This window comes from Brachybacterium sp. GCM10030267, from assembly GCF_042666875.1.
Lineage (GTDB): Bacteria > Actinomycetota > Actinomycetes > Actinomycetales > Dermabacteraceae > Brachybacterium.
The window spans coordinates 49,784-75,930 of the sequence record NZ_JBHTCX010000009.1; the positions used below are offsets into that span (position 1 = coordinate 49,784).

Sequence of the window (26,147 nt, forward strand, 5' to 3'; positions counted from 1 at the left end):
CCGTGTTGCAGGAATACTCAGATAACGGTCAGATAACGCCACTGGTGAGGCGCAGGACCGACGCCCTCTACGGGCCTTCCCGGACGCGGCGTCGCCGGCGGCCCGAGAGAGCTCGGGCCGCCGGCGACGCCGTGCGCTGGGTCTACGCCAGCTCCTCCGCGGCGTGGACGGCCATCGCATCGCGCACGTAGGGCGCGAGCTCCCGGCCCTCGAGCGTGAAGGTCTTCGCGAATCGAGGATCGGCGACATACATCTCACCGAGCCCCATGAACGCCTCCGCGTCGGGAGCCTTCCCGCCCCAGCCGGCACTGATCCAGTCGTACAGCCGGCGGGTCAGGGCCCGCACCTCCTCGCTGTCCACGGCGACCCCGCGCCGGGCGGCGTCGTCGTAAGCGGCGATCAGGTCGGTCAGCTCCGCCTGGAACGCCTGCTTCCCGGCCTCGTCCAGAGACCTCCACCATGCCTCGGAATCGGCATAGGCCTGCGCACCCCAGCGCTCCTCGACCTCATCCTTGTACTGCGTATGGTCGAATCCCTCGAACATCTTCTCTGCCATGAGTCCTCCTCCTGTCTCGATCATCGAAAGGGTCGCTCGCACCGACGCGACCGCCTGTGCCAGGCGCTCCCGTTCACGCTCCAGCTGCCGCACGTGCTCACGCAGCGCGTCGGCCACGTCCAGCTGCTTCTCGAGCACGCGGCCGATCTCCGCCAGGGAGAGGCCGAGCTCGCGCAGCACCAGGATCCGCTGCAGGCGCAGCAGTCCGTCCCGGTCGTAGAACCGCTGACCGCCGTGCCCGGTGCGGGAGGGCGTCAAGAGCCCCACCTGCTGGTAATGGCGCAGGGTGCGGCTGGTCGTGCCGGAGCGGCGGACGACGTCCTGCATCGACCACTCCTGCTCTGTGTTGCCGGCCATGTCCGGTTCCTCCTCTCTCCACCGTGGTGCATGGACCACAGTGACGCTTGACGTCGCGTCAAGCGCAAGGGGTATTCCGAACCGGGCCCCGAACCGTAGGGTGGCGAGCCATGGAGATGACGATGCCCGGGGACTGCGGCAACTCACCGCGCATGGCGATCGTGGCCGACGTCGCCGCGGCCTGGGCCTCGGGCGATCATGACGCCATACGCGAGTGGCTCACGGACGATGCCCGCTGGGTCCGCGTCGGCGCCGACGGACCCGATGCCTCCCACGGCGGACCCGCGATCGTGCCGCCTCCCTTCGAGGCCGAGCGCGGCGAGATCCTCACAGTCGTCAACCACGGCCGAGGGGCCGCGTGCGACGGCTACCTGATCCGCGGTGAGGATCGCGCGGACTTCTGCCACGTACTCCGCTTCGCCGGCGCCGCCAGGACGGCCCGCATCCGGGAGGTCCGCACCTACCTGCCGACCTGAGTCACCACGGGATCTGCTCCGGGGACTCCAGCACCGTCGGCTCCAGCTTCTCCGCGCGGGCCCCGTGCGCCCCCGCAGCCGCCGGAGCGAAGGCCAGTCCGGTGCGCGAGGTCAGCTCCTGGAGATCCACCAGGTAGGTCGAGAAGGCGGAGAGGTCCAGGCGCTCCAGCCCACCGAGATCCTGCGCCAGCAGGAAGGCCTGCACGCGCAGCTCGTCGTCGACCATGTAGTAGACGGCCTTGAAGAACTCCTGGGGCAGGCGCACGCCGCGGTACTCCCGGTCCTGCTCGCCGAAGACCGGGCCGCCGACCACGCTGACCCGCAGATCCTGCACCTCGACCTGGTCGAACAGGGAGTTCTCCACCTCGCCCCAGACACCGCCGCGGCCGGACTGGTTGAACCGCGCCATCTGCGGGGCGATGTTGGTGAAGCAGAAGGAGTCCTCGTTGGCGCGCCGGGCCTCGGCCCGCTCACCCCAGGTGAGATCGGCGCGGCGGGCGATGTGCCCCCGATCGAGGTCGTTGCCGCGGTACAGGTCCTCGCCGGCTTGGGCGTCCTCCGGGAGCCGGTCATCGAGGCGGAAGTCGATCCCGTCCCGGCTGATCCGCTGCAGGCGTGCGCCGTCGATGTTCCAGGCGACGACCCGCGCGAAGCGTCGGGAGGCCGACTGGACCAGCGAGAAATGCGTGTACGGCACCACGGGTGATCCGTCGACGCAGGCCGCATCCTCGCGATGCTCCGCCGCCAGCTCCGGGAACGGCACCGGCTCGGCGAGGAAGTCGGGATCGTAGCCGCGGGCGCTCGCCCGGGAGGCCGCCTCGGCCTGCGCGGTGGCGGGGGAGAGGGAGAATCCCAGTGCCGTGCGGACGGACGAGGCATAGCAGGCCAGGGCACGTTCCTGCCCGTCGGCCGAATCCGCGCCCGCGAAGTGCAGCCCGCCGAGGACCGACGAGGTGTGGCCGTTGCCGGCCTTCAGCATCCACGCCGCCCCGGAGTCCCCGCCGTCGCTGAGCGCCGTCTGCTGGCCGGTGCGCCGTGGATCCGGCTCGATCTCGAAGCCGCCGATGCTGTGCTCACCGGCGCCGTCGCCGTAGTCGAGGGCGACCATCGTGTGGATGCGCGAGACGACCCCGTGGCTGACGCCCGTGGTGCGGCCGGACTTCACCACGCGATCGCCGAGCTCGGGATCACCGATCTCTTCGGGAACCACGTCGAGTTCCAGGAGCGAGGGATCACTCCCGCGCTGGTCGAGCGAGGCAAGGGCCGCGTCGCCTGCCGCCCCGAGATGGGACCGCAGCAGGCGGCCGAAGACGTTGCGCGGATCACCGGAATTGTCGTCATGGGTGCCGGGCTGGAGCACCTCGTCCCCGATCGTCCCCTCGGGACCGTGCAGCACGTGCCAGTTCGAGAGGACCACCGGCGCTCCGGTCCTCCGGTCGTGGACGATGGCGCCCGCGGTGCCCGCCGAGACCGTCGGGTGCGAGATACTGACGCCGGGACGCAACGGGTCCATGCGTCCCTTGCGGTCCTCGTCGAAGGCCTCGGGCACCACCTGGTACGAGGGGACGTAGACCCGTTCGATCACGTCGGTCGGCACCTCGACGGACTCGATGTCGACGGCCTCGGGCAGAGCTCGGGTGGGGGCCATCTCCAATTCGGCCGGCGCCAGCTTCGCCCGCACGGTGAACTGGATGCATACCTCGCCGGTGCGCTCGCCCTCGACCTCCTTGGTGCCGATGCCGAGGGAGGTGACGTTGCCGTCCTCGAGATAGAGCCGGCCCCAGCGGCGGATCCAGGTCCGCATCTGCTCGATGGTCGCTCCGGGTCCCTGTGTGCTCGCGCTCATGGCTCCAGTCTGGGAGGCGGGGGTGACGCGCGGGGGACGGGGACGTGAAGGATCGGTCCGTCACGGGCGCATGGCCCCGGCGAGGACGACGAACGGCCGGGCCGTCCCTGAGGACGACCCGGCCGGTCGGATACGCGGTGATCTCGCGTCAGCGGCGTCGTGCCGCAGAAGGATCAGTAGAGGTTGAGGAAGGTCTGCAGGACCTCCGCGGTGTCCTCATCGATCTCGTCGGAACCGTTCTGGGCGGCACCGATCTCGTGCTGCAGGCCGGCCACGGTGTCCTCACCGATCACGCCGTCCTGCTCGGTGTTGGCCCACGCCTGGAGCGCGAGGGTGGTCTCCTCGTCCATCTCACCGGTCTGCTCGACGCCCAGCCAATCCTGGAGCGCGGTGATGGTCTTGGGGCCGACCTTGCCGTCGACCTCGAGGGTGCCGGCGACGGAGAGGTCACCGGTCGCCTTGGAGCCCGGCTCGCCGGCGGACTTCTCCGGCTGCTCAACCTGCTCCGGCTTCTCGGACTCCTGAGCCTGCTCGGACTGCTGCTCCTCGGACTCGGACTGCTCGGACTCATCCTGCTTCTGCTGGGAATCCTCCTCGTCCTTGCGCTCGCTGCGGTCCTCGTCGCGGCTGCTGCTGTCGTCCTCGCGGGACTCCCGCTGCTCCTGCTCGCCGGACTGCTGCTCCTGGGAGTCCTGCTCCTGCTCCTGCGACTCCTGCTGCTGGGAGTCCTCCTGCTGGGAGCTCTCCTCCTCGCCCTCGTCGTCGGACGCAGCGGGAGCACCGCCGGTCTCGGCGCCGCCGCTGAGGTGCACGCCGCAGTTCGGCCATGCGCCGGCACCCTGGCCCGCGAGGACCTTCTCGCCGATGGCGATCTGCTCGCTCTTGGAGGCCTGATCGGCGCTGGGGGCGTACTGCGTGCCGCCGTAGCCTTCCCAGGTCTGCTGGCTGAACTGCAGGCCGCCGTAGTAACCGTTACCGGTGTTGATGGACCAGTCGCCGCCGGACTCGCACTGCGCGACGTCGTCCCAGCCGCCCGCGGCGTTCGCTGCGCTGCCGCCGGCCAGCATGCCGGTGGCGACGACTGCGCCACCGGCGAGGGTGACGGCGGTACGGGTCAGGCCACGGCGCAGGGCCGGGGTCCTCATGGCATGCGTGTTGTGCTTCGGCATGAACACGTCCTTTCGGATGTCTCGCGTATCTCGCGTATCTCGAACGTCGGCCACGGTAGGGCCCGCACTCCCCCTGAAGGCAAGAGAGATGGGGGAGGGGTGACGGCTTTTTTACTCTTGCGTTTCAGGACTATGACATTCGGCGACGGCGATGTCGGTGCTGTGACCTGCATGAATGGAGATGCCCTCACGTGTTCGCGCACGTCATGTGATGTAGGCGCCCTTTGTTCCTCAGATCACGGGGCTATAACAACGATAGTGACGTGCGCCTCCAGGAGGCTTAGTGAAGGTGGTGTGTGCGGCCGGTTCCGATGGCGAACCGTCGCATTTCCGACGCACCGGACCGCGGCGGTGCGGCCAGCTCGCCGCCACGGAATGGCAGGGCGCAGGCGGTCGGGCTCCGGGTCGGGTGGATCGCGCGGCGGGAACGGTCAGCGGGCGGTGTCGATCAAAGCCCCGACCGGCCCGGTGGCAGCACGTCACGCGAAGGGGACGGGATCAGACCGGCGTCGCGGCACCTCATCACCCGGGGACGTCGACGGGCCCGCCGCTATGCGACGGGGCCCGGGTCGACGTTCCTCCCGTAGGAGATCAAGCGCGGAGGTCAGCGCTCCTCGGGGCCGTCGTTCTCCTCACGAGAGGCCGAGTCTCCGGACTGATCCGCCGGAGCGGAGCCTGCCCGGGGATCCTCGACGAGGATGTTCCCGTCGGCGTCCTTGCGGACCTTGCCGTCGGGCCCGATGGTCGACAGCCCTTCGGGGTGCTCGTCGCTGCGCATGCCGCCCTGACGATCGCTCCAGCGCTTCTGGGCCATCGCGTGGGCATCGTCCAGCAGCTCGCTGAGGGACTTCTCCTCGTGTACCAGGTCCTGGTACTTCTCCGGCAGGTTCTTCAGCTTCTCCTCGTTCTCCATCAGGCGGCGGTACACGCGCTCCCGCTCCTGCTCGAAGGACGTGTACGTCATCGACACGTACGCTTCGGCGTCGCGGCGGGCGCTGGAGACGGTGTTCTGTGCGCGTCCGCGCCGCGAGACCAGCGACGCGATGACCGTGAGGGTCAGGACGGTGATGATCACCCCGAGGGAGAGCGAGGTCGTGACCTCGGGAACCGGGACCGGCTCGCCGTGGTTGATGATGCCGAGCTCGTTCTCGTGCAGCGCGTGGAGGATGAGCTTGACGCCGATGAAGCCCAGGATCGCCGCCAGGCCGTAGGAGAGGTAGACCAGGCGATCCAGCAGGCCGTCGAGCAGGAAGTACAGCTGCCGCAGGCCCAGCAGCGAGAACACGGTCGCGGTGAAGACGATGAAGGTGTTCTGCGTCAGCCCGAAGATCGCCGGGATCGAGTCGAGCGCGAACAGCACGTCGGTGCCACCCACGGCCACCATGACCAGCAGCATCGGGGTCATCACGCGCTTGCCGTCCACCTGCGTGGTCAGGCGGTCGCCGTCGTAGACGTCGGTGGTCGGCAGCACGCGCTTGGCGAGGCGGACGACGAAGTTGTTGGCGTCGTCCTTGTCCTCGTCCTCCGGCTTGAGCATGTTGCCCGCGGTCAGCAGGAGGATCAGGCCGAAGAAGTAGAACGCCCAGGCGAAGTGCTCGATGATCGCGGCGCCGCCGGCGATCAGGCCGGTGCGGGCGATGATCGCGAAGGTGATGCCGAACAGCAGCACCTTCTGCTGGTCCTCGCGCGGCACGCGGAAGCTGCTCATGATCACGAGGAACACGAAGAGGTTGTCGACCGAGAGCGCCTTCTCGGTGATGTAGCCGGCGAAGTACTCGCCGCCTGCCTGGCCGCCGCCGAACAGCAGTACGAGCAGGCCGAAGACGACGGCGATCGCGATGTAGATCGACGACCAGACCGCGGCCTCGCGGATCGTGGGGATGTGCGCCTTGCGCACGTGGAAGATGTAGTCGAAGGCCAACAGGCCCACGATCACGGCGATCGTGAGGGCCCAGATGAGTGGGGAGACAGTCATGGTCCTGCTTTCCGGGTCGCTGTATGGACCCGGGTCTCTCCACCCGCCGATTCCTGTCGGCGGGCCGTTGCGCCCGGAGAACCCTCGTCAGTTCTCGTGATGACGTGCGCAGCGTGGCGGATACTCCCCCGTTGCCGACACGGAGTCTACACAGGAGCCCTGAACGCCCGCGAGAACGCTGAGAGCAAGGGCACCTCAGAGCAGGTCGTCAGGCCCGGTGTCCCGGTGGGCGTGGAGGAACTCGTCGACCACGGCCGCCCCGAGATCCTCGGGGTCCGGGGCGACGACGGTGCCGCCGACGCGTCGGGCCATCGCCGCCAGGAACCTGGTGAGGCCAGGGTCGTTCCCGAGCCGGAAGAAGGTGGTCGAGGCCCCGGCCCGGCCGAGTCGGTCGAGCTCCGCCACGGTGGCGGTGATCGTCTCGGCCTCGGGCGGGTAGGAGAACCAGGACTCGCCGCCGGGAAGCAGCTGCGCGGTGGGCTCGCCGTCGGTCACCACCAGCAGCACGGGCTGCATGCCGGGGTGCTTGCGGAAGAACTGTCCGGCGAGCATCAGCCCGTGGTGGAGGTTGGTGCCCTGCTCGTGCACCGCCTCGAGCGCCAGCAGCTCGCCGATCTCGCGGGTGCGTGCGTAGCGGCCGAAGGAGACCAGCTGCAGCGCATCGCCCCGGAATCGGGTGCTGATCAGGTGGTGCAGCGCCAGGGCGGTGCGCTTCATCGGCACCCAGCGGCCCTCCATCGCCATCGAGAACGAGGTGTCCACGAGCAGTGCGACGGCCGCCCGGCTGCGGGCCTCCGTCTCCCGCACCTCGATGTCCTCGACCTGCAGGTGCACCCCGGCACCGGGGTCGCCGCCCTCGCCGGCGGTGCGGGTGATCGCATTGGTCAGGGAGCGGCCGACGTCCCACGGCTCGGCATCGCCGAACTGCCACGGGCGCGTGGCCCCGGTCTGCTCGCCGGCCGCGCCGGCCTGGCGGGTCTCGCGGGCCCCGGTGCGGGAGGAGAGTCTGCTCGCGGTGTCGCGCAGCAGGGACGCGCCCAGCTTCCGCGTCGCGGCGGGGGAGAGCCGCAGAGTCCCGTCGGCGGAGCGACTGAGGTACCCGGAATCCCGCATGGCCTGTTCGAGCTCCTGCAGCGTGCGGGCCGAGACCGCAGCGTCCTGACCCAGGTGCCGGGTCAGGGCTTCGATGTCGAGGTCCGACAGACTCGAGCCCGCGTAGGACTGCGAGAGCTGTTCGGCGAGATTGTCGAGATCGGCGAGGTCCTGCATCACGCCCGCACCCTCGCCGAGACCGAGCCCCTCCTCCCCGTCGAAGGACTCCGAACCGGTCCAGTCCTCACCCGGGCGCAGCGCCTGCAGAGCCCCGTCCATGCGGGCCAGCTGCGCCATCAGCTCCGGTGACCCGAAGGCCTGGCCGGACAGTGCCATCAGTTCCTCGCGCTGCTCGGGCGTCATCGAGCGCAGCATCCGCGCGGCGGCGGCCGAGCGCTGGGCCAGCACGTCGATCAGCTCGTCGATGTCCTGGGGGTCCTCGGGGAAGGCGTCCCCGTGCTTGGCCATGAACCCGTCGAAGTCCTGGGAGGTGTCCTCGCCGCGAGCGTGCTTCTCCAGCAGGTCGCCGAGGTCCCGGAGCATCTCGGTGATGGCCGCGCGGTCCTCGTCGGTCGCTCCTTCGAGGGCCTGCTTCATCCCGGCGAAGCGCTGGTCGAGCATCTCCCGGCCCAGCAGCTCCTGGATCTGCTGATAGGTCTCCCGGCCCTCGGTGGAGGCCCAGTCGTAGCCGGCGAGCTCGGTGACCGCGGCCGACGTGGAGCTGGGCAGGTTCTCGATCGTCATCTCCCGCAGTGTGCGGTCGGTGGGATCCATCTCGGTGTCTCGGGCCAGCTGCCCGCGCTCGGCGAGGACCGCCTTGTCCAGCAGCTTCTTGACCTCCTGCAACGTGCCGTCGAGGCGGTGCCGGCTCAGCAGATCGCGCCGCCGCTGCTGGACGCGGCCGGCGAGCTCGTCGAGTCCCTCACGGCTGCGGCCGCCGCGGCGCAGGAACTCCCGCAGGGCGTTCTCGGGCGAATAGCCGTCCATGACCCCCTCGGAGACGGCATCGAGGGCCTCGGCGAGGTCGACGGGGGGCGCGAGCGGATCGGGGCCTCCGGTGAACCGCCCGTAGCGGGCGCGGCGCTGGGGTCGGGGCATCGCGTCATCCTCCTTCTCGGCCGAGGAGCACTCAGCCGTAGACCGTCTCCCCGGCCCCGCTCTCCTTGGAGAGGCGGCGGACCAGGAACAGGCCCTCCAGGGCCAGCTCGATCGCCCCGGCCCGCCCACCGGGACTGTGCGCGCCGAGCCGTTCGGCGATCTCGTCGTACATCTCCGGGGCGGACAGCTCGGGCAGGGACTCGAGGAATTCCGTGGCCGTCACCTTGTCGCCGGTGGTGACGGTCTGGGACCCGTCGAAGGCCTCCACCAGCGGGCCCAGGTCGAGGTTGCGGAAGTGCTCGCGGACGGTCTCGGCGGTGGCGGTGCGCAGCAGGTGCTCGAGGATCTCGAGTTCGCGCCCCTCCTCGCCGGATTCGAACTCGACCTTGCCGCCGAGAACGTCGATCGCCGTCTCCAGGTCGACGGGCCGGGCCACGGCCTCGTCATCGCGCACGGTCGCGCGGTGCAGGGCGGCCGCGGCGACGGTCTCCGCGGCGGCGATGGCGAAGCGGGCCGAGACCCCGGAGGCCTGGTTCACGGCCGCGGAGTCACGCAGGTTGCGGGTGAAGCGGGCGAGGATCTCCAGCAGTACGTCGGGCACCGCGGCGGCGAGCTCGGCCTCCTGGCGGGTCACGGCGATCTCGTCGGCGATCTCGAGCGGGTAGTGGGTGCGGATCTCGGCGCCGAATCGGTCCTTCAGCGGGGTGATGATCCGCCCGCGGTTGGTGTAGTCCTCCGGGTTCGCCGAGGCGGCGACCATCACGTCCAGCGGGAGCCGCAGCACGTAGCCGCGGACCTGCACGTCGCGCTCCTCCATGACGTTCAGCAGCGCGACCTGGATGCGTTCGGCCAGGTCGGGCAGCTCGTTCAGCGCCACGATGCCGCGATTGGCGCGGGGGACCAGCCCGTAGTGGATGGTCTCGGGGTCACCCAGCCGGCGACCCTCCGCGACCCGCATCGGGTCGACGTCACCGATCATGTCGGCCACCGAGGTATCGGGCGTGGAGAGCTTCTCGACGTACCGCTCGCTGCGGTGCAGCCAGACGATCGGGAGGGTCTCGCCCTCGGCCGCGAGGCGTTCGCGGGTCGCGTCGGTGATCGGGTCGAAGGGATCCTCGTGCAGCTCCGAGCCGCCGACGGCCGGGACCCATTCGTCGAGCAGACCGACGAGGGTGCGCAGCAGGCGGGTCTTGCCCTGCCCGCGCTCACCGAGCAGGACCACGTCGTGACCGGCGATGATGGCGCGCTCGAGCTGCGGGATGACGGTCTGCTCGAAGCCGTGCATGCCGGGCCAGGGGGAGCGGCCCTCGGCCAGGGCGGCGAGCAGGTTCTCGCGCATCTCCTCGCGCAGGGTGCGGTGGGTGTATCCGGCGGCGCGCAGCTCGCCGAGGGTGGTGATCTCAGGCTTCTGGCTCACACCCACACGGTAGACCTCTCTGTCCTTCGCGGGGGAGGGGTGCCTACTCTGTGGTCGATGAGCGAGAACACGGGCACCCTGGTCCTGCTGGTGCGTCACGGGACCACCTCGACCACCGGCACCCTGCTGCCCGGGCGGGCGAGCGGCCTGCACCTGGCCGACTCCGGTCGCGCCCAGGCCGAGCAGGTGGCCGAGCGGCTGCTCGAGCGCCACGTGCAGCGCCCGCTGAGCGCCCTGCTGACCTCGCCGTTGGAGCGGGCCGTTCAGACGGCGACACCCACGGCCGAGCGCACCGGGCTCACTCTGAGGCACGAGGAGCTGCTGCTGGAGTGCGACGTCGGGGAGTGGACCGGGCAGAAGCTCGCCGACCTCTCGCGGCTGCCCGAATGGCGCACCGTGCAGTCGGCGCCCTCGCAGTTCACCTTTCCCGGCGGGGAGAGCTTCACCGACATGCAGAACCGGATGGTCTCGCTCGTCGAGCGCCTGCGCACCGAGCACCCCGGCGGCACCGTGGTGTGCTTCTCCCACGCCGATCCGATCCGCAGTCTGCTCGCCCACGCCCTGGCCGGTGGTCTGGATGCGATGCAGAGGCTGTCGGTCTCCCCGGCATCGGTCTCCGCCGTCCAGTACCCCGAGGACGGGAACCCGGTGGTGCTGCTGACGAACTCCGGGACCCGCCCCCTGGCCGATCTCACCGCGCAGTGACCGAGCTCCACGCCCTCGAGACGGAGCCGATCGAGCTGCTCGGCGGGATCGTCGGCTCGAGCAACGAGACGTTCCTGGTGCGGCTGGGCGAGGCCTGCGCTGACGTGCACGCGGTGTACAAGCCCGAGCTGGGCGAGCGGCCCCTGCACGACTTCCCACCCGGCCTGTATCGGCGGGAGCGGGCCGCCTACCTGCTCTCGCAGCATCTGGGCTGGGGCCTGGTGCCGCCGACGGTCATCCGCGAGGACGGACCTTTCGGGGTCGGCTCCTACCAGCTGTTCCGCCACCACGACCCGGACGAGCACTACTTCACGCTGTACACGCGCAGCACGGGGCACGTTCTGCCCGTCGTGCTCGAGGGATTCGGCGACCCCTTCGGGCTCGGTCTGCTGGAGGCCTCGGCCGACGGGGCGGGCGAGGACGTCCAGGAGCAGCTGCGGCGACTGGCCGTCTTCGACATCCTCGCCAACAACGCGGACCGCAAGGCGGGTCACGTGCTGCGTGGGACCGACGGGCGGGTGTGGGCGATCGACCACGGGCTGTGCTTCTCCGAGGATCTCAAGCTGCGCACCGTGATCTGGGACTTCGCCGGGGAGGCGTTGGAGGACGAGACTCTGGAGTCGTTGTGGGATGTCGTCGACGAGGTGCCCGCAGAGGTCGCGGACCTGCTCGAGCCCGCGGAGGTGCGAGCGCTGCAGGGACGCGCCCGCTGGCTCACCGCGGTCGGCGAGCTGCCCGGGGACCCGACGGGGATGCGATTCCCCTGGCCGCTGATCTGAGCCTGGCCGCTGATCTGAGAGGAGCGAAGGATGGCACGGGAGCACGAGAAGACCGTCGCCGAGCTGCTGGAGACGTATGGGACCACCTATGCCCAGCAGGCGGGCATCACGCTGCGGGACAAGCCCTCGCCGCTGTACCGGCTGCTGGTGCTGTCCACGCTGCTGTCGACCCGGATCAGCGCCGACATCGCGGTGGACGCCGCGATCGAGCTCTCCCGCGCCGGGTATCGCACGCCGCAGCGGATGCGTGAGGCGAGCTGGCAGCAGCGGGTCGACGCACTCGGTCGTGGGCACTACCGCCGGTACGACGAGTCCACCGCGACGCGGCTCGGGGACGGTGCCGAGCTGCTGCTCGAGGAGTACCGCGGTGACCTGCGCCGGCTCCGCGAGCAGGCCGAGGATCGTGAGGGCGTCCTGGATCTCCTGCAGGCCTTTCCGGGCATCGGGCCGACGGGCGCCGCGATCTTCGTCCGCGAGGTGCAGGGCATCTGGCCGGAGCTGGGCCCGTTCCTCGATGCCAAGGCACTGGACGGGGCCCGGCGCGCCGGGCTGCCCGAGGACGTCGCGGCACTGGACGCCCTCATCGACCCCGGCGACCGGCCCCGGCTGGCTGCGGCCCTGGTGCGGGTCGCGCTGGAGGGGTAGGACTCACTCGCGGTCCTCGACCGCGTCCTCCAGCTCGTCCTTGTCCATCTTCGAGCGGCCCTCGACGCCCTGGCGCTTGGCGTCCTCGTACAGCTGGTCCTTGGTGCGGCCCTGGGGGCCCTGGCCGGACCGCTCGCCGCCGCGCTCGGACGGGGACTTGTCCTCGGTGGAGGTCTTCGAGGCCTCGTCGGCCTCGCCTTCCTGGGCCCGCGTCTTGTTGACCGTGCGGGCGGCGATCTCCTCCGCCGTGTCCTCCGAGCGGCCCTGGTCCTTCACGCTGTCCTTGACGTGCTCGTACTGCCGTTCGCGCTTCTCGCTCCATGCCTCGGGCATGATCGGCTCCTTCCCTCAGGGAAACTCATCCATCTCCATACTGGAAGTCCTCGCCCCGAGCGTCGAGCGCCCGGACCAAGCGGTTCTCAGCTGCGCAGCTGCTCCTCCTCCTCGGCCCGCGGCGAGGGCTCCTCGCGCTCGGGCTCGACCGCGTCCTCGCGCTGGGTGTCTCCGCTCATGCTGCCGATCCGGTTCGACGGGGTGGCCTCGTCGCGCCAGCGCAGCAGGGCGCCGACGCCTTCCGGGATCCCGTCGAACTCCGCCTCCAGCGCGGAGACGGAGGCGTCGGTGAGGATGGCCCGGCGCAGCACACTCTCGATGCCGTCCGGCTCGGTGCCGGAGACGAAGATGAGCTCCTCGACCTGACCGCGGTCCAGGGCCTGGCCCACCTCGCGCGCACCGCCGACGGAGGCGCCGTCGCGGGCCTGGCTCTCGTGGAACCGCTCCGAGAGCGCGCGCTGGCGTTCGTCGATGAACTCCCGGGTGGTGCGGGCGACGACCTCGCGGAACGAGTCGCGCTCCAGCGCCACGCCGCGGGTGCCGCCGGAGACCTCCTGCAGCCGCTCCCGGACCTCACGGCCCACGGCGTCCTTGCACAGGCTCATAGCGCGCACGTCGCCGCTGAGCAGCACCATGTCGGGGTCGTGCTCGCGCACGATCCGGTCGACCTTCTCGGCGACCGCGTCGGCATTGCGCTCCCAGGAGTCCTCGACCCGGGCCTCGTAGTTGTTGGCGCGCCAGCCGTGCTGGGTCCCGCCGCCGAGGTTGGCCTTGTGCAGCTCGTCGTGGCCGCCCTCGACCGTGTCGTCCGCGCCCAGCCCGTTGGGCCCCTGTGCGATCGACGGATTCTCCGGGGCGCGCAGATGCAGATCAGCGCCCGCTCGATCCACGACGATCAGCAGCTGGCTGACCGCGAACGGCGTCAGCTGCAGCAGCGGCAGCAGCTGAGGCGACTCGCCCCGGTGCACCGACTCCTGCAGCGGCGGCACGGGCAGGACGCGGTCGATGAGGATCTCGTCGTCGGTGGCGATGATCGTGCGGCCGTGGCGGCCGCCGATCGGGGACGGGCTGAGCACCGTCTCCTCGATCCGGGTCAGCAGGTCGTCCGGGGCGCCGTCGGCCGCGAGCGAGGAGCGCATCTGCGACCAACGCGTCTCGAGCTCGGCGGCGGAGTGCGGATCCGTCCTGGTGGTGTCGAGGTGGACCGAGGTGAAGGGACCGGACCGTTCGAGTGCCGGCTTGAGCCAGGGCAGTTTCACTGTGACCTCCTGCGTGCTCGACGTGCGGGGACCGAGCTCCCAGCTCGGCCTCGTTGCACCGCGTGGGTCGTCCCACCCTTCCACGCGGTGGGGGCCGCCGCAAGCGGCATCCCGAGGCGGTGGCCGAGTCAGTGCTCGCCGCCGGTCTCCTGACGCAGCAGACCGCCGAGCCAGCGCGCGATGTGCCGGGCCGCCGGCACCTCGAGACCGTTCTCGACGTCCGGGTTGTAGTTGGTGTTGGTGTTGATGTCGTAGGTGACGGCGCGGCCGTCGACCGTCCGCATGTACTCGACGCCGGCGATCTCGATACCGTGCCGCGCCAGCAGGTCCCGGTAGCCGCGGATCAGGGGATCCTCGGCGGTGACCTCGGGGCGGATTCGGAACATCGGCTCCGGCTCGACGCCCGGTTCCGGCACGGCGCACGCCTCGGCGGGGCACAGCTCGAAGCCGCCGCCGGAGGTGTCCACCCGGACCGCGTAGACGAACTCGCCGCCGACGAACTCGGCGCGGGTGATGGCCGGCTCGGCGGCGACCAGGAGCTCCTGCAGCAGGGTGATCCCGTCGGCCGCCTCCTCGAACTCCTCGCCCTCGACGTACGCGGCGAAGGAGGCGTGGTCCTCGAATCGGCGCACGCCCTGGCCCTTGCCGCCCTGGTTGTGCTTGGTGATGAAGGGGGCCTCGATGCTCCCGGCCGCCTCGAGGAGGCCCGCGCGGCCGTGGACGGCCACGGTGCGCGGCACGTCGAAGCCCGCGCTGCGCAGCACGGAGTGCTGGATGACCTTGCTGACCTCGAGGTCGGCGACGTCGCGGCCGCCCACCACGCGCCGGCCCCGGGAGGCGGCCCAGCTGGTGATCGAGCGGGCCGCGTCCTTCGCCAGAGGCGCGCCGCGGGTGTGGGAGGAGGCGCTCAGCCGCGACCAGAACACCCCGCGCGGCGGCTCGGAGTCCAGGTCCAGGGTGCCCTGCCCCAGCGGCCACTCCACCAGTGGCACGCCCTCGGCCTCGAAGGCGCGGCGGAAGGGCGGCATCCACTCGGGGTTGTCGTGCAGCACGTGCACGGCCGGTTCACCGGTGGCGGCGGAGGTACTCATGGTCTTCTCCTCGTCGGCGATGTCTGGGCGCTTCGTCAATGCGCATCGGCGGCCGGATATTCCAGCGCTCGACCGTGATGGCGGCCGATCGGCACCATCAGCGGCAGCCCGGAGACCGGATCGGTGATGACCCGGTTGGTCAGGCCGAAGACCTCCTGCACGCGGTCCTCCGTGAGCACCTCGGCGGGGCGGCCGCACGCGCGCACGGCGCCGGAGGCGAGCATCACCAGCTGGTCGCAGTAGCGCGCGGCGAGATTCAGGTCGTGCAGCACCATGACGATGGTGATCCCGCGGGCCCGGTTCAGATCCGTCAGCAGGTCCAGCACCTCGACCTGGTGGCTGACGTCCAGGAACGTGGTGGGCTCGTCCAGCAGCAGCAGATCGGTCTCCTGCGCCAGCGCCATCGCGATCCACACCCGCTGGCGCTGCCCGCCGGAGAGCTCGTCGACCGGCCGGTCGGCGAGGTCCGCGGTGCGGGTCGCGTCCAGGGCGGCGGCGACCGCGTCGTCGTCGGCGCGGCTCCAGGGGGAGAAGACCCCCTGGTGCGGGTGCCGCCCGCGGCCTACGAGATCGGCGACCGTGATCCCCTCGGGCGTGATCGGGGCTTGGGGAAGCAGTCCCAGGAGGCGGGCCAGGTGCTTGGCGGGCATGCGGTGGACCTGCTGGCCGTCCAGCAGCACCCGGCCCGCCCGCGGCGTCAGCAGGCGGGACATCGAGCGCAGCAGCGTCGACTTGCCCGAGGCGTTCGCGCCCACGATCGCGGTGACCTTCCCGGGCAGCACCGAGAGGTCCAGTCCCTCGATGACGGTGCGCTCGCCGTAGCCGAGGGTCAGCTCCTGGACGCGCAGGGTGTGGTCACTGGTCACAGGGTGCTCCCTCGACGGTTCACGCGGATGATGAGAAAGATCAGGTACGGGGCCCCGAGCACGCCGGTGACCACGCCGACCGGGTAGCGGGTACCGGTGGCGTACTGGCCCAGCAGATCCGCGACGAGCACCAGCAGTGCGCCCACCAGAGCGGCGGGGACGAGCGGGGAGGAGTCCGGACCGACCAGTCGGGCGGCGATCGGACCGGACAGGAACGCGACGAAGGCGATCGGCCCGCAGGCGGCGGTGGCGAAGGAGATGAGCCCCACGGCGGCGACCACGACGATCAGCCGGGTGCGGCCCACGCGTACGCCGAGGGCCTGGGCGGCGTCGTCCCCGAGCTGGGTGGCGCGCAGATCGCCGGTGCGGGAGAGGAGCACCGGGGCCAGCACCGCGAGCGCGACCAGGACCGGCACCGTCTGCTGCCAGGAGGTGTTGTTCAGGCTGCCGGTGAGCCAGCGCAGCGCCTCCTGCAGGTCCCACTGGCCGGCACCGGTGAGCACCCAGTCGGTCAGGCTCTGGAGCATCGCCGCGACTCCGATGCCCACCAGGATCAGCCGCATCCCGGCCATGCCGCCCCGCGCGGCCAGCAGGTAGATCAGCACGGCGACGCCGAGGCCCGCGAGGATGGCCAGCAGCGAGACCGCGGGGCCGGACAGGCCGAGGACCACGATCCCGAAGGCCGCCGCGGCGCTGGCGCCCGAGGAGATGCCGATGATGTCGGGGCTCGCCAGCGGGTTGCGCAGCATGGTCTGGAAGGTGACACCGCCGAGACCGAAGCACGCCCCGGCCAGGACCGCGAGCACGGCGCGGGGCAGCCGCAGCCTGCCCACGGTGAAGCTCGCCCCGGGCACCTCCTGGCCGGCGATGACGGCCAGCACCTCGGCGGGGGTGTAGAACGTCCGCCCCACCATCAGCGAGAGACAGAAGACCAGCAGGATCGCCGTGGCGAGGACGATGACGGTCACGGCGGCGCGGGTGCGGCGCCGGCGCCGGGCCGCGGTGACCCGTGCCAGGGTGCCGGTCGTGGGCGCAGCGGTGCTGCTCGGAGCGTGCGTTCGCGTGCTCAGCGTGGCGCTCATAGGGAGGCCAGCCTCTGGCGTCGGACGATGGCGATGAAGACCGGCGCTCCCAGCAGAGCGGTGACGATGCCGACGTCCAGCTCGGACGGGCGTGCGACGATGCGACCGAGGACGTCGGCCGCCGTCAGCAGGGCCGCCCCGGCCACCGCGCTGAAGGGCAGCAGCCAGCGGTGGTCCACGCCGATCAGGAGCCGGCACGCGTGAGGGACCACCAGGCCGACGAAGCCGATGGGGCCGGTCACCGCGGTCGCCGCTCCGCACAGCACGACGGCGCCGAGCGCGGCCACCGCCCGGGTCACGGCGACGCGCTCGCCGAGTCCGGCCGCCAGCTCGTCCCCGAGCGCCAGGGTGTTCAGCCCCCGTGCGGACAGGAGGCTGAGCACGAGACCGCCGAGGAGGAACGGGGCGACCTGCTGCAGGGAGGCGTAGGTGCCGCCGCCCACCCCGCCGATCTGCCAGGAGCGCACACTGTCGCCGATGTCGGAGCGGGGCAGCACGACAGCGCTGATGAAGGAGGTCAGCGCCGCACCGGTGGCCGCCCTGGCGAGGGCGAGCTTCAGCGGGGTGGCTCCGCCCCGGCCGAGCGAGCCGAGCGTGTGGACGAGCACCGCAGTGGCGCCGGCGCCGACGATCGCCACCCAGATGTAGCTCGAGGCGGCGGTGAGGCCGAAGTGGGCGATGCCGATCACCACGGCCAGCGACGCACCGGTGTTGATCCCCAGGATGCCGGGGTCGGCGAGCGGGTTGCGGGTCACGCCCTGCATCACGGCACCGGAGACGCCGAGCGCGGCGCCCGCGGCGATGGCGAGCAGCGTGCGGGGGATGCGCGTGGCGACCGCGGCCGGCCCGAATCCGTCGGTCGATCCGCCGAGAGCCGCGAGGATGTCGGCCGCACCGACCTCGCGCGAGCCGATGGTGACCGAGAGCGCCATCAGTGCCGTCAGCACCGCGAGCGTGACCAGCAGCCAGAGCGTGCGCGTGCGCGCCGACCGCCGCAGCGTGGCGGCGGTGCCTGCTGTGGCCGGGGCCGAGCTCGGGGCGGTCGCGGTCACGAGACGGCGCGGTCCAGCTCGGCCAGGTAGTCCTCGAGGATGTAGGAGATCGCCAGCGGGGTGGGGTTCGCCGCGGTGCCCAGCGGGCTGTCGCTGGGCAGGTTCACCACGGCACCGTTGCGGACGGCGGGGATCTGGGAGAGCAGCGGGTCGGCCTCGAGGGCCTCGATCAGGGTCTCGTCGCCGTAGGTCACGATGATGTCGACGTCGTGGAACACGTCGGCCTGCTCGGCGCTGATCGTCGCGGAGAACTCCGTGGCGTCCTCGGAGGCGGCGACAACGCTGGGGGCGATCGCCATCCCGAGATCCTCGAAGAACATCGTGCGGGTGTCGTGGGCCGTGTAGAAGCTGATCTCGGAGAGGTCGATGGTGTCCACGTGGGTCAGGAACATGGCGTTCTTGCCGGCGATCGCGGGGTGCCCGGCGGCGGCGTCCTCGATCTCGGTCTCCAGCTCGGCGATCAGCGCCTCGCCCTCGGAGGCCATCCCCATCGCGGTGGAATTGACGGTGATCATCTCGCGCCAGGGCGTGCCCCAGGCGATCTCCGGGAACGGCACGGTCGGGGCGATCGCGGTGAGGGTGTCGTAGTCCTCCTGGGTCAGGCCCGAATAGGCCGCGAGGATCACGTCGGGCGCGGTGTCGGCGACGCCCTCGAAGTCGATGCCGTCGGACTCGTCGAACAGTTCCGGGGTCTCGGCCCCCAGCTCCTCGAGCTTCTCGGCGACCCAGGGGAGGACCCCGTCCCCGTCGTCGTCACCGAAGTTGGCCGCGGCCATCCCCGCGGGCACCACACCGAGGGCCAGCGGCACCTCGTGGTTGGCCCACGCCACGGTGGTGATGACCTCGGGGGCCGCCGGGATGGCCGTGGTCCCGAAGGCGTGCTCGATCGTGATCTCGCCATCTCCGCCGACGTCGGAGGAGCCGCCCTCCTCGGCCTGGCCGGAGGAGGAGCAGCCGGCGAGGGCGGCGGCCAGGACGGCGGCGGAACCGGCGAATGCGCGGCGGGACAGACGGGTCATGAGAGGCCTTTCGTCAGTGGCCGCGCGCGGAGGCGGGCGCCGGTCGGGCATGACACGGCCCGGAGAAGAACAGCTAAGGCTTGCCTCATCAAAATACGCAACAGCAGTGTTGCGTGCAACTGGGTGTCACTGGTCGTGCGGATCCTCGAGCGGGACTCCCGCGCGGCGGGCGACGTCCCGCCAGGTCGCCGCCAGCGATTCCACGGTCGCGTGAGCGTTCAGGCCGCTGGGCTGGGGCACCACCCACAGCGCCACCTCCGCCGGCCACCCGGCCAGACCTGCGGTCTCCTGCGGGCCCAGCTGCGCCCGCGGCACCGCGAACGCGGCGCGGAAGGCCGTGATCCCGGCGATGGCCACCAGGGCCGGCCGCAGCTCGGCGGCACGGCGGCCGAGCACCTCACCGGCCTCGCGCAGCTCTGCCCGGCCGAGCTCGTCGGCGCGCGCGGTGGCCCGGCCGATCAGGTTCGTGATGCCGATGCCGCGCTCGCGCAGTGCCTGCTCGTCCTCGGCCCTCAGCCCGCGGGAGGCGTCGATCAGGTGCGGGGTGAGACCCGCGCGGTGCAGGGAGGGCCAGAAGCGGTTGCCCAGCCGGGCGAAGGGCGCGTTGACCGCGGCGGTCCACAGCCCCGGGTTGATGCCGACGATCAGCAGCCGCAGCTGCTCGCCGCGCGATGGGTCCGGGAGGACATCGTCCATGGCATCGCCCTCGAGGGCGGCGAAGCGGGCGAGATCCTCGCGGGTGGGCCTGCGGCCGGCCAGGGGAGAGGGGAGGCGCGTGCTCATCCGGGCACTGTACGTCGGCTCGGTATCCTGAGCCGATGGAGCTGCGGATCGCCCCCGGAGACATCACCACGACCGCCGCGGACGCCATCGTCAACGCGGCGAACTCCTCCCTGCTCGGTGGCGGAGGCGTCGACGGCGCCATCCACCGCCGCGGCGGGCCCGAGATCCTCGCCGAGTGCCGACGGCTGCGGGAGGACGAGCTGCCCGACGGCCTGCCCGCCGGTCGGGCGGTCGCCACCACAGCCGGTGACCTGCCGGCCCGCTGGGTGATCCACACGGTCGGCCCGGTGCACGCGACGAACGAGGACCGCTCGGAGACCCTGGCCTCCTGCTACCGCGAATCACTGCGCGTCGCGGCCGCGATCGGCGCTCGCAGCGTCGCCTTCCCCACCATCTCCGCCGGCGTCTACGGCTGGCCGCTCCCGGATGCGGCCCGGATCGCCGTCGAGACGGTCCGGTCGATGGACGACGAGGTCGGCGCCGACATCGCCGAGGTGCTGTTCGTGCCCTACGGCGAGGCGGCCGAGGCGGCGTTCCGCGGCGTACTGTGACCTCCATGCGCCGCCCCGAAGCAGCTCGGCTGACCGTGATCGCCGGCCCCATGTTCGCCGGCAAGACCGAAGAGCTGCTGCGACGCGTCCACCGCTCGCGGCTCGCCGGCCTGCGCGTCGACGTCATCGGCCACCGCCTGGACGACCGTGCCGGACCCGGTCGCCTGAGCACCCACATCGGGCGCTCCACACCGGCCAGGATGCTCGGCGAGGCCCGCGACGTGCTGGAGGTCCTCGACGGGGAGCGTCCGGACAAGCTCGCGATCGACGAGGCACAGTTCTTCGGCCCCTCGATCGCGCCGGTGATCGAGCAGCTGCTGGAGGCCGGCATCGACGTGGAGGTCGCCGGGCTCTGCGTCACCTACGACGGGGAGCCGTTCGACCCGGTCCCCGCCCTGATGGCCGTCGCCGAGGAGGCCGTGAAGCTGACCGCGGTGTGCGCGGTCTGCGGGGCCGACGCGGCTTTCCACGTGCGCCTGGCCGGGGAGGCGGGCGATGCGCTGCGGCCCACGGCCGAGCAGGTCGGGGGCAGCGAGTCCTACCAGGCACGCTGCCGCAGCCACCGGCTCCAGCGGCCGGACGGGGCCCGGAACAGGTGATGGCCCGGATCAGGTGATGGGGTCGTCCCCGGGCTCGACCAGGCGGATCCCGTCCAGATCCCACTGGCCGTCGGTGCGGCGCACGAAGTACTGCAGCTGGACCTCGGTGTCCCGGCCGTCGACGGTGTACGTCTCGGTCACGTCGAAGATCGCGTAGCCCTGGCGGTTGGTGCGCTCGGTGACCTCGTAGTCGATCCCGGACATGCCGCCGACGGTCTCCTCGAAGACCTCGCACGAGGTCAGCCCCGTCGACTCGCGGTACTCCTGCGTCGTCGAGTCCTCGAACAGCTCGCAGTCGCCGGACTGGAGCGAGGAGTAGAAGTCCTCGAGCGTCGACTGCGGATTCCCGCGGGTGAGGACCTGCCAGGCGATGATCACCGCGAACAGGCCCACGATCACGAGGCCGACCGCGGCGATGCCCGCGGCCAGCAGCCAATGCCACAGCGGGCGCCTGCGCGCGCTGCGCGGAAACTGTGCGTCGACCATGTCTTCCCCCCGAGGACCGGCAGCCGTGTCGTGACGCAGTATTCCGCACCGCGAGGCGATGTGCGATGCGCGAGCCGGTATCGATAGCCTTACGGCCATGATCGTCACCGCAGACCCGGGCCCCGTCGGATCTCCCACCAGCAAGGACGGCGCCGGCTTCCTCGCCGCCTCTGCCCTGCGGTACACCGTCGAGCCGGGGGAGCGGGCCGAGTCCCTGCTGCCGTCCCTCGACGGGGTCGACGAGCCCGTCGGGCGCATCGTGCAGGACGATGACGTGCTGCGCGTGTTCGTGCACCCGCAGCTGGACGAAGCGCTCACCTGGGGCGCGACCTACGTCGCGGTCGACCTGATCTTCACCGACGGCGCCCGTCTCTCCGAGCTGGAGCCGCGCGACCAGTACGGCACCGAGGCCACCGCCCGGGGGATGGGCGAGGGAAAGATCCTGTACGCGGACCAGTGGAATGACGTGCAGGTCGCCCTGGGGGCCGCGGCCGGGCGCACGATCGCGGAGGTCGTGCTGGTCGCCGACGCTCCGGCCGATCCCGAGGCCGACCTCGTGGACGCCGCCGAGGGCGACCTCGAGGGCGCCGGTCCCGCGGAGCCCGAGCGGCTGACGGGGTGGATCGACGGCCCCTACATCGGTCCGAGGCCCGCGGACCCGCCGGCCGGTGACCCCGTGGCCTGGGTCGACACCCGGCGCGGCACGCACGCCTCCGGCGACTTCTCCCGGGGCAACAACGTCCCGGCCACCGCCATGCCCAACGGGTTCGCGATGTTCACGCCCCTCACCGACGCCCGGACCCGGCGCTGGCTGTACGAGTACCACCGCCGCAACGGCGCTGACAACCGCCCGCGCCTGCAGGGCCTGGCGGTCTCGCACCAGCCGAGTCCCTGGATGGGCGACCGCAACCAGTTCGTCCTCATGCCGCTTGCCGGTGAGGAGCCCGACGCCGATCCGGAGGCCCGCGCCCTGGGCTTCGATCATGCCGCCGAGACTGCGCGCCCGGACCTGTACGAGGTGGCCCTCGACGGCGGCACCTCGCTGCGTCTGGCGCCGAGCGACCACGGCGCGGTCTGCGAGATCGACTTCCCGGCCGAGCCCTCCCCGCGGCACCTGCTGCTCGAGGGGACCGACGAGCACGCCCGGATCGACGCCGCCGGTGCGGTCTTCGACGGGAGGCTGCGCGCGTGGGTGGACCCGGTGGCCGGCGAGGGGGCGACCCGTATGTTCGTCCTCGCCGAGGTCGAGCCCGCGCCGGTGGCCGTCGGCCCCTCGCGCGGCGGTTCGCCCGGCGCCAGCGTGCTGACCTTCGAACCCGGCACGCAGCGGGTCACCGTGCGTCTGGTCACCAGCTTCATCGGGCTCGAGCAGGGCCGGCGCACCTTCGCCCACGAGGTCGAGGGGCGCAGCATCGCCCAGGTGCGCGCGGAGGCCCACGCCGCCTGGACCGAGCGCCTGCGCGTGATCGAACCGGCCGGAGCCACCCCGCCCCAGCTGCGGACCCTGTACGGCAACCTGTACCGCCTGAACCTCTACCCCAGCTCGCACTGGGAGAACGCCGGCAGCCCGGAGCGGCCCGAACCGGTGCACGCCAGCCCCGTGCTCGCGGTCAAGGGCGAGGCCACCGACACCCGCACCAACGCCCAGGTGCTGCCCGGCAGGATGTACGTCAACCACGGCTTCTGGGACACGTACCGCACGGCCTGGCCCGCCTACGCGCTGCTGTACCCGGATCTCGCCGCAGAGCTCGCCGACGGCTTCGTCCAGCAGTACCGCGAGGGCGGGTGGATCGCGCGCTGGTCCTCGCCCGGCTACGCCGACTGCATGACCGGCACCAGCAGCGACATCGCCATCGCCGACCTCGCCGTCAAGGGCGTCACGCTGCCGGACCCGCTCGCCGCCTACGAGGCCGGCCTGCGCAACGCCACCGTCGCCCCCACGCAGCCCGAGGTGGGCCGCAAGGGCAACGAGCGGGCCGTGTTCACCGGCTACGTCGACACCGACACCCCCGAATCCGTCTCCTGGGCACTGGAGGCCCACATCAACGATGCCGGGCTCGCCGCGCAGGCCGAGCTGCTCGCCGAGGAGACGGAGGCCGACGACGCCCGCCTCGCCGCCCGGCTGCGCGAGGAGGCGGAGTACCTGCGAGCCCGAGCCCGGAACTATCTGCTGCTGTTCGACCCCGGCGTCGGGTTCTTCCAGGGCCGGCGGGCCGACGGCGGCTTCGCCCGGAGCCCCGAGGAGTTCGACCCGCGGGTATGGGGCGGGGACTTCACCGAGACCGACGGCTGGAACTTCGCCTTCCACGTCCCCCATGACGGCGAGGGCCTGGCCGCGCTGTACGGAGGCCGCGCCGGGCTGCGCGCCAAGCTGGAGGAGTTCTTCCACACCCCCGAGCGTGCCGACCTCAAGGGCACCTACGGGCACGTCATCCACGAGATGCTCGAGGCCCGCGCGGTACGGATGGGCCAGTTCGGCGTCTCGAACCAGCCCAGCCACCACATCCCCTTCCTCTTCCACCACGCGGGCGAGCCGCACCGCGCCTCTCAGGTGGTGCGCGAGGTCCAGCGTCGCCTGTTCGTCGGTGAGGAGATCGGCCAGGGCTATCCCGGCGACGAGGACAACGGCGAGATGAGCGCCTGGTGGCTGCTGACGGCGCTGGGTCTGTACCCGCTGCAGCTGGGCACCGGCCGCTACCACCTGGTGGCACCGCTGTTCGAGCGGGCGACGGTGCGGCCGCTGGGCGGTGAGCCGTTCACGATCACCGCCGAGGGGCAGGCTCCGGCCCACGACGTCATCACGGGTCTCAGCGTGGACGGCCGCGAGCACCGGGACTCCTGGATCGAGCACGGGGACCTGCGCGGAACGCTCCGCTTCCGCCTCGGCGCCGAGCCGACGGGCTGGGGCGAGGTGCCGCCCTCACCGACTCCGGCGGGGCACCGGCCGCAGCCGCTGCGGGACCTCTTCGCGGCCGATCCCGCGGATCCGGTGCGGGACGACGACTCCCGCACCGAGCGCTCCTGGGAGACGGCCGACGCGGTGATCGAGCTGCCCGAGCTGGGCGAGCCCCTCCAGGCGCGGTTCCTCACCTTGACCTCCTCGGCGCAGGAGGGCGGGGACCCGATCGCCTTCCGGGTCGAGGGCTCGGTCGACGGCGAGAACTGGACGGTGCTGGACAAGCGCTCGAGGGAGTCGTTCCGCTGGCGGCGCCAGACACGTCCGTTCCGGATCGCGACGCCGCGGGCGTGCACCCATCACCGCCTGGTGATCACCACCGCGCAGGGGCCTCTGCGCCTGGCCGAGCTGGAGCTGCTGGGCTGAGATCTCCTCGCCGTCGCCGCAGCAGCCCGCCACGTCCCGTGGCGGGAGTGCCGCGGCGCCGATCGATCGCGGTGAAGGGCCAGGTCATGAGCGCCCACACGAGAGCGATCGCGATCGCTTCGACCAGCAGGTACTGCGGCCAGGGGCCCATGACGTCCAGAATGCTCGCGCCCTCCGGGGCGCGGTTGAGATAGCCGTAGTTGGCGCCTGTGAGCGCATTGCCGGTGAAGGCGATGATCGCCCACGCCACCGTGGCGGCATACGTGAGCAGATATCCCGGCCAGGTGGGGCGATACCCGAGTCCCCACACCAGCACCACCGGGGCCAGCACCCCGGTCGCGTGGGCGACCCAGTACTCCGAGAACTCCAGCGGGACCGAGACGAAGTAGTTCAGATCCGGGGTCAGCACCGACTGCATGTTCAGCGTCAGTCCCCAGAAGTACGTGATCACGATCGCCCAGCGGGCCTGCGTGATCAGCGCGAGCGGGATCAGGAATCGCAGGACGTCCGAGTAGTGCAGGGGCAGCGACTCGTCGATGTTCCAGGACCAGGGCATGAAGCCCCACGCCGTCCAGAACACCGAGTTCGCCAGCAGCACCCAGCCGGCAGCGCGCAGCACCCGGTCCGCCGTGGCGGGCTCGACGCGCCGCGCCCAGACCACGAGGGCGATCGCCGCCAGCACGATGATCAGGAGCACTCCGAGGTGCGTGGTCCCGTAGGCGGGCATGTACCCGATCCGGTCCGACTCCGGCATCGCTGATCCTCCCCGTCGGTGCGGTCCGGCTCCGCCCGGCGCGGATCCGTCGAAGCGTCCCAGCAGAGCATACGAGGATGCCTGCCCGTCGGGGCCGCTATCGGCCCTCGGCCATCAGAGAGTCGGGAGGCCCCGCCCCGTGGCGGTGCGATGCGGTGCGGTGCGGTGCGGTGCCTACGGTACGGCGCCCCCGGCCGAGGGCCGATAGCATCGGGGGTCCCCGCGCCGAACACCCGAGGAGATGCGATGTCCCAGGCCTTTCACGCCGATTCGTCCGAGCTGGTGACCAAGGAGGTCCTCAGCTGGGAGCTGTTCGGCACTGCGTCGCGGGAGCTGGCACGAACGGTGGCCGATTCCGACTTCGCGCCGGAGATCATCATCGCCGTCGCCCGTGGCGGCCTGGTGCCAGCCGGCGCACTCGCCTACGCCCTGGGGCTGAAGCTCGCCGACGCGATCAACGTCGAGTTCTACACCGACGTGCACGAGACGCTGCCGGACCCGGTCCTGCTCGCGCCGATGCTCGACACCGAGTCGATCAGCGGCAAGCGGCTGCTGGTGGTCGATGACGTCGCCGACTCCGGGCGCACCCTCGCACTCGTGCTGGACCTGCTGCGCGAGCAGGGGGCCGACGCGCGCAGCGCCGTGCTGTACGCGAAGTCCCGTTCGGTGGTCGCTCCCGACTTCGTCTGGCGCCGCACCGACGAATGGATCGTCTTCCCCTGGTCGGCGGAGCCCCCGGTCACCGCTCAGGCAGGCTGACCGCGAGGTCGGCGCGGGAGCCGCGCCGCGAGGTCCCCGCGGGGCCGCCCCTCGCGATCTCCCCGGCGGTGCTCCC

The 26,147-nt window shown here is 71.5% G+C and carries 24 protein-coding genes; 8 read left to right on the top strand and 16 right to left on the bottom strand.

Going from position 1 to position 26,147, the window contains the following annotated elements:
• Positions 1–142: 142 nt before the first annotated feature.
• Complete coding sequence (locus ACFQS2_RS07895) at positions 143–913, bottom strand: MerR family transcriptional regulator (RefSeq protein ID WP_377793278.1); 771 nt, start codon at positions 911–913, stop codon at positions 143–145.
• 110 nt (positions 914–1,023) lie between these two features.
• Here ACFQS2_RS07895 and ACFQS2_RS07900 point away from each other — a divergent pair, with 110 nt between their 5' ends.
• Positions 1,024–1,389: a nuclear transport factor 2 family protein gene (locus ACFQS2_RS07900; protein WP_377793279.1), complete on the top strand. Its 366-nt coding sequence runs from the start codon at positions 1,024–1,026 to the stop codon at positions 1,387–1,389.
• A 1-nt stretch (position 1,390) separates the two neighbouring features.
• Here ACFQS2_RS07900 and ACFQS2_RS07905 read toward each other — a convergent pair whose 3' ends face one another.
• From ACFQS2_RS07905 to ACFQS2_RS07925, 5 genes are all read right to left on the bottom strand, one after another.
• Positions 1,391–3,235, bottom strand: a complete 1,845-nt coding sequence (locus ACFQS2_RS07905; protein ID WP_377793280.1) for a DNA/RNA non-specific endonuclease — start codon at positions 3,233–3,235, stop codon at positions 1,391–1,393.
• Positions 3,236–3,408: 173 nt separating this feature from the next.
• On the bottom strand, positions 3,409–4,404 hold the full coding sequence (locus ACFQS2_RS07910; protein WP_377793281.1) for a transglycosylase family protein: 996 nt from the start codon (positions 4,402–4,404) through the stop codon (positions 3,409–3,411).
• Positions 4,405–5,008: 604 nt separating this feature from the next.
• A complete protein-coding gene (locus tag ACFQS2_RS07915; RefSeq protein ID WP_377793282.1) occupies positions 5,009–6,379 on the bottom strand; it encodes a TerC family protein in 1,371 nt (456 codons plus the stop codon).
• Positions 6,380–6,574: 195 nt separating this feature from the next.
• Positions 6,575–8,569, bottom strand: a complete 1,995-nt coding sequence (locus tag ACFQS2_RS07920) for a VWA domain-containing protein (RefSeq protein WP_377793283.1) — start codon at positions 8,567–8,569, stop codon at positions 6,575–6,577.
• Between the two features lie 31 nt (positions 8,570–8,600).
• Positions 8,601–9,986, bottom strand: coding sequence for a sigma 54-interacting transcriptional regulator (locus ACFQS2_RS07925; RefSeq protein ID WP_377793284.1), 1,386 nt, complete (start codon positions 9,984–9,986; stop codon positions 8,601–8,603).
• A gap of 57 nt (positions 9,987–10,043) precedes the next feature.
• On the opposite strand from ACFQS2_RS07925, the gene ACFQS2_RS07930 reads away from it, so the two are divergent.
• The 3 genes from ACFQS2_RS07930 to ACFQS2_RS07940 are packed head-to-tail and all read left to right on the top strand — an operon-like array spanning position 10,044 to position 12,115.
• A complete protein-coding gene (locus ACFQS2_RS07930) occupies positions 10,044–10,691 on the top strand; it encodes a histidine phosphatase family protein (protein WP_377793285.1) in 648 nt (215 codons plus the stop codon).
• On the top strand, positions 10,688–11,470 hold the full coding sequence (locus tag ACFQS2_RS07935) for an SCO1664 family protein (protein WP_377793286.1): 783 nt from the start codon (positions 10,688–10,690) through the stop codon (positions 11,468–11,470). The genes ACFQS2_RS07930 and ACFQS2_RS07935 overlap by 4 nt, the downstream gene beginning before the upstream one ends.
• A 30-nt stretch (positions 11,471–11,500) precedes the next feature.
• Positions 11,501–12,115 (top strand): endonuclease, encoded by a 615-nt coding sequence (locus ACFQS2_RS07940; RefSeq protein WP_377019379.1) that lies wholly within the window; start codon positions 11,501–11,503, stop codon positions 12,113–12,115.
• 3 nt (positions 12,116–12,118) lie between these two features.
• Here the strand turns inward: ACFQS2_RS07940 and ACFQS2_RS07945 are convergent, their stop codons facing one another.
• From ACFQS2_RS07945 to ACFQS2_RS07980, 8 genes are all read right to left on the bottom strand, one after another.
• Positions 12,119–12,448, bottom strand: coding sequence for a plasmid stabilization protein (locus tag ACFQS2_RS07945; protein ID WP_377793287.1), 330 nt, complete (start codon positions 12,446–12,448; stop codon positions 12,119–12,121).
• 86 nt (positions 12,449–12,534) lie between these two features.
• Positions 12,535–13,707: a Vms1/Ankzf1 family peptidyl-tRNA hydrolase gene (locus ACFQS2_RS07950; protein WP_377793288.1), complete on the bottom strand. Its 1,173-nt coding sequence runs from the start codon at positions 13,705–13,707 to the stop codon at positions 12,535–12,537.
• 128 nt (positions 13,708–13,835) lie between these two features.
• The gene (locus tag ACFQS2_RS07955) at positions 13,836–14,798 is read right to left on the bottom strand and encodes a RimK family alpha-L-glutamate ligase (RefSeq protein WP_377793289.1); all 963 of its coding nucleotides are present in this window, start codon (positions 14,796–14,798) and stop codon (positions 13,836–13,838) included.
• A gap of 35 nt (positions 14,799–14,833) precedes the next feature.
• Positions 14,834–15,664 (bottom strand): ABC transporter ATP-binding protein, encoded by an 831-nt coding sequence (locus tag ACFQS2_RS07960; protein ID WP_377793290.1) that lies wholly within the window; start codon positions 15,662–15,664, stop codon positions 14,834–14,836.
• Positions 15,661–16,746, bottom strand: coding sequence for a FecCD family ABC transporter permease (locus ACFQS2_RS07965; protein WP_377793291.1), 1,086 nt, complete (start codon positions 16,744–16,746; stop codon positions 15,661–15,663). The genes ACFQS2_RS07960 and ACFQS2_RS07965 overlap by 4 nt, the downstream gene beginning before the upstream one ends.
• Positions 16,743–17,798, bottom strand: coding sequence for a FecCD family ABC transporter permease (locus tag ACFQS2_RS07970; protein ID WP_377793292.1), 1,056 nt, complete (start codon positions 17,796–17,798; stop codon positions 16,743–16,745). Before ACFQS2_RS07970 ends, ACFQS2_RS07965 begins: the two co-directional genes overlap by 4 nt.
• On the bottom strand, positions 17,795–18,817 hold the full coding sequence (locus ACFQS2_RS07975) for an iron-siderophore ABC transporter substrate-binding protein (RefSeq protein ID WP_377793293.1): 1,023 nt from the start codon (positions 18,815–18,817) through the stop codon (positions 17,795–17,797). Before ACFQS2_RS07975 ends, ACFQS2_RS07970 begins: the two co-directional genes overlap by 4 nt.
• Before the next feature lie 126 nt (positions 18,818–18,943).
• On the bottom strand, positions 18,944–19,600 hold the full coding sequence (locus ACFQS2_RS07980) for a mismatch-specific DNA-glycosylase (protein WP_377793294.1): 657 nt from the start codon (positions 19,598–19,600) through the stop codon (positions 18,944–18,946).
• Between the two features lie 35 nt (positions 19,601–19,635).
• Between ACFQS2_RS07980 and ACFQS2_RS07985 the strand changes: the two genes are divergently transcribed.
• Entirely contained in the window at positions 19,636–20,151 is a 516-nt protein-coding gene (locus ACFQS2_RS07985; RefSeq protein ID WP_377793295.1) for an O-acetyl-ADP-ribose deacetylase, read from the top strand.
• A 5-nt stretch (positions 20,152–20,156) separates the two neighbouring features.
• Positions 20,157–20,750 (top strand): thymidine kinase, encoded by a 594-nt coding sequence (locus ACFQS2_RS07990; protein WP_377793296.1) that lies wholly within the window; start codon positions 20,157–20,159, stop codon positions 20,748–20,750.
• A 9-nt stretch (positions 20,751–20,759) separates the two neighbouring features.
• Here ACFQS2_RS07990 and ACFQS2_RS07995 read toward each other — a convergent pair whose 3' ends face one another.
• Positions 20,760–21,236, bottom strand: a complete 477-nt coding sequence (locus ACFQS2_RS07995; RefSeq protein WP_377793297.1) for a hypothetical protein — start codon at positions 21,234–21,236, stop codon at positions 20,760–20,762.
• Between the two features lie 97 nt (positions 21,237–21,333).
• Here ACFQS2_RS07995 and ACFQS2_RS08000 point away from each other — a divergent pair, with 97 nt between their 5' ends.
• Positions 21,334–24,558: a GH92 family glycosyl hydrolase gene (locus ACFQS2_RS08000; protein WP_377793298.1), complete on the top strand. Its 3,225-nt coding sequence runs from the start codon at positions 21,334–21,336 to the stop codon at positions 24,556–24,558.
• On the opposite strand, the gene ACFQS2_RS08005 is transcribed toward ACFQS2_RS08000, so the two are convergent.
• Positions 24,506–25,312: a TIGR02206 family membrane protein gene (locus ACFQS2_RS08005; protein ID WP_377793299.1), complete on the bottom strand. Its 807-nt coding sequence runs from the start codon at positions 25,310–25,312 to the stop codon at positions 24,506–24,508. The two genes, ACFQS2_RS08000 and ACFQS2_RS08005, sit on opposite strands and share 53 nt — an antisense overlap.
• Before the next feature lie 246 nt (positions 25,313–25,558).
• Here ACFQS2_RS08005 and ACFQS2_RS08010 point away from each other — a divergent pair, with 246 nt between their 5' ends.
• On the top strand, positions 25,559–26,071 hold the full coding sequence (locus ACFQS2_RS08010) for a phosphoribosyltransferase (RefSeq protein WP_377793300.1): 513 nt from the start codon (positions 25,559–25,561) through the stop codon (positions 26,069–26,071).
• Positions 26,072–26,147 lie beyond the last annotated feature (76 nt).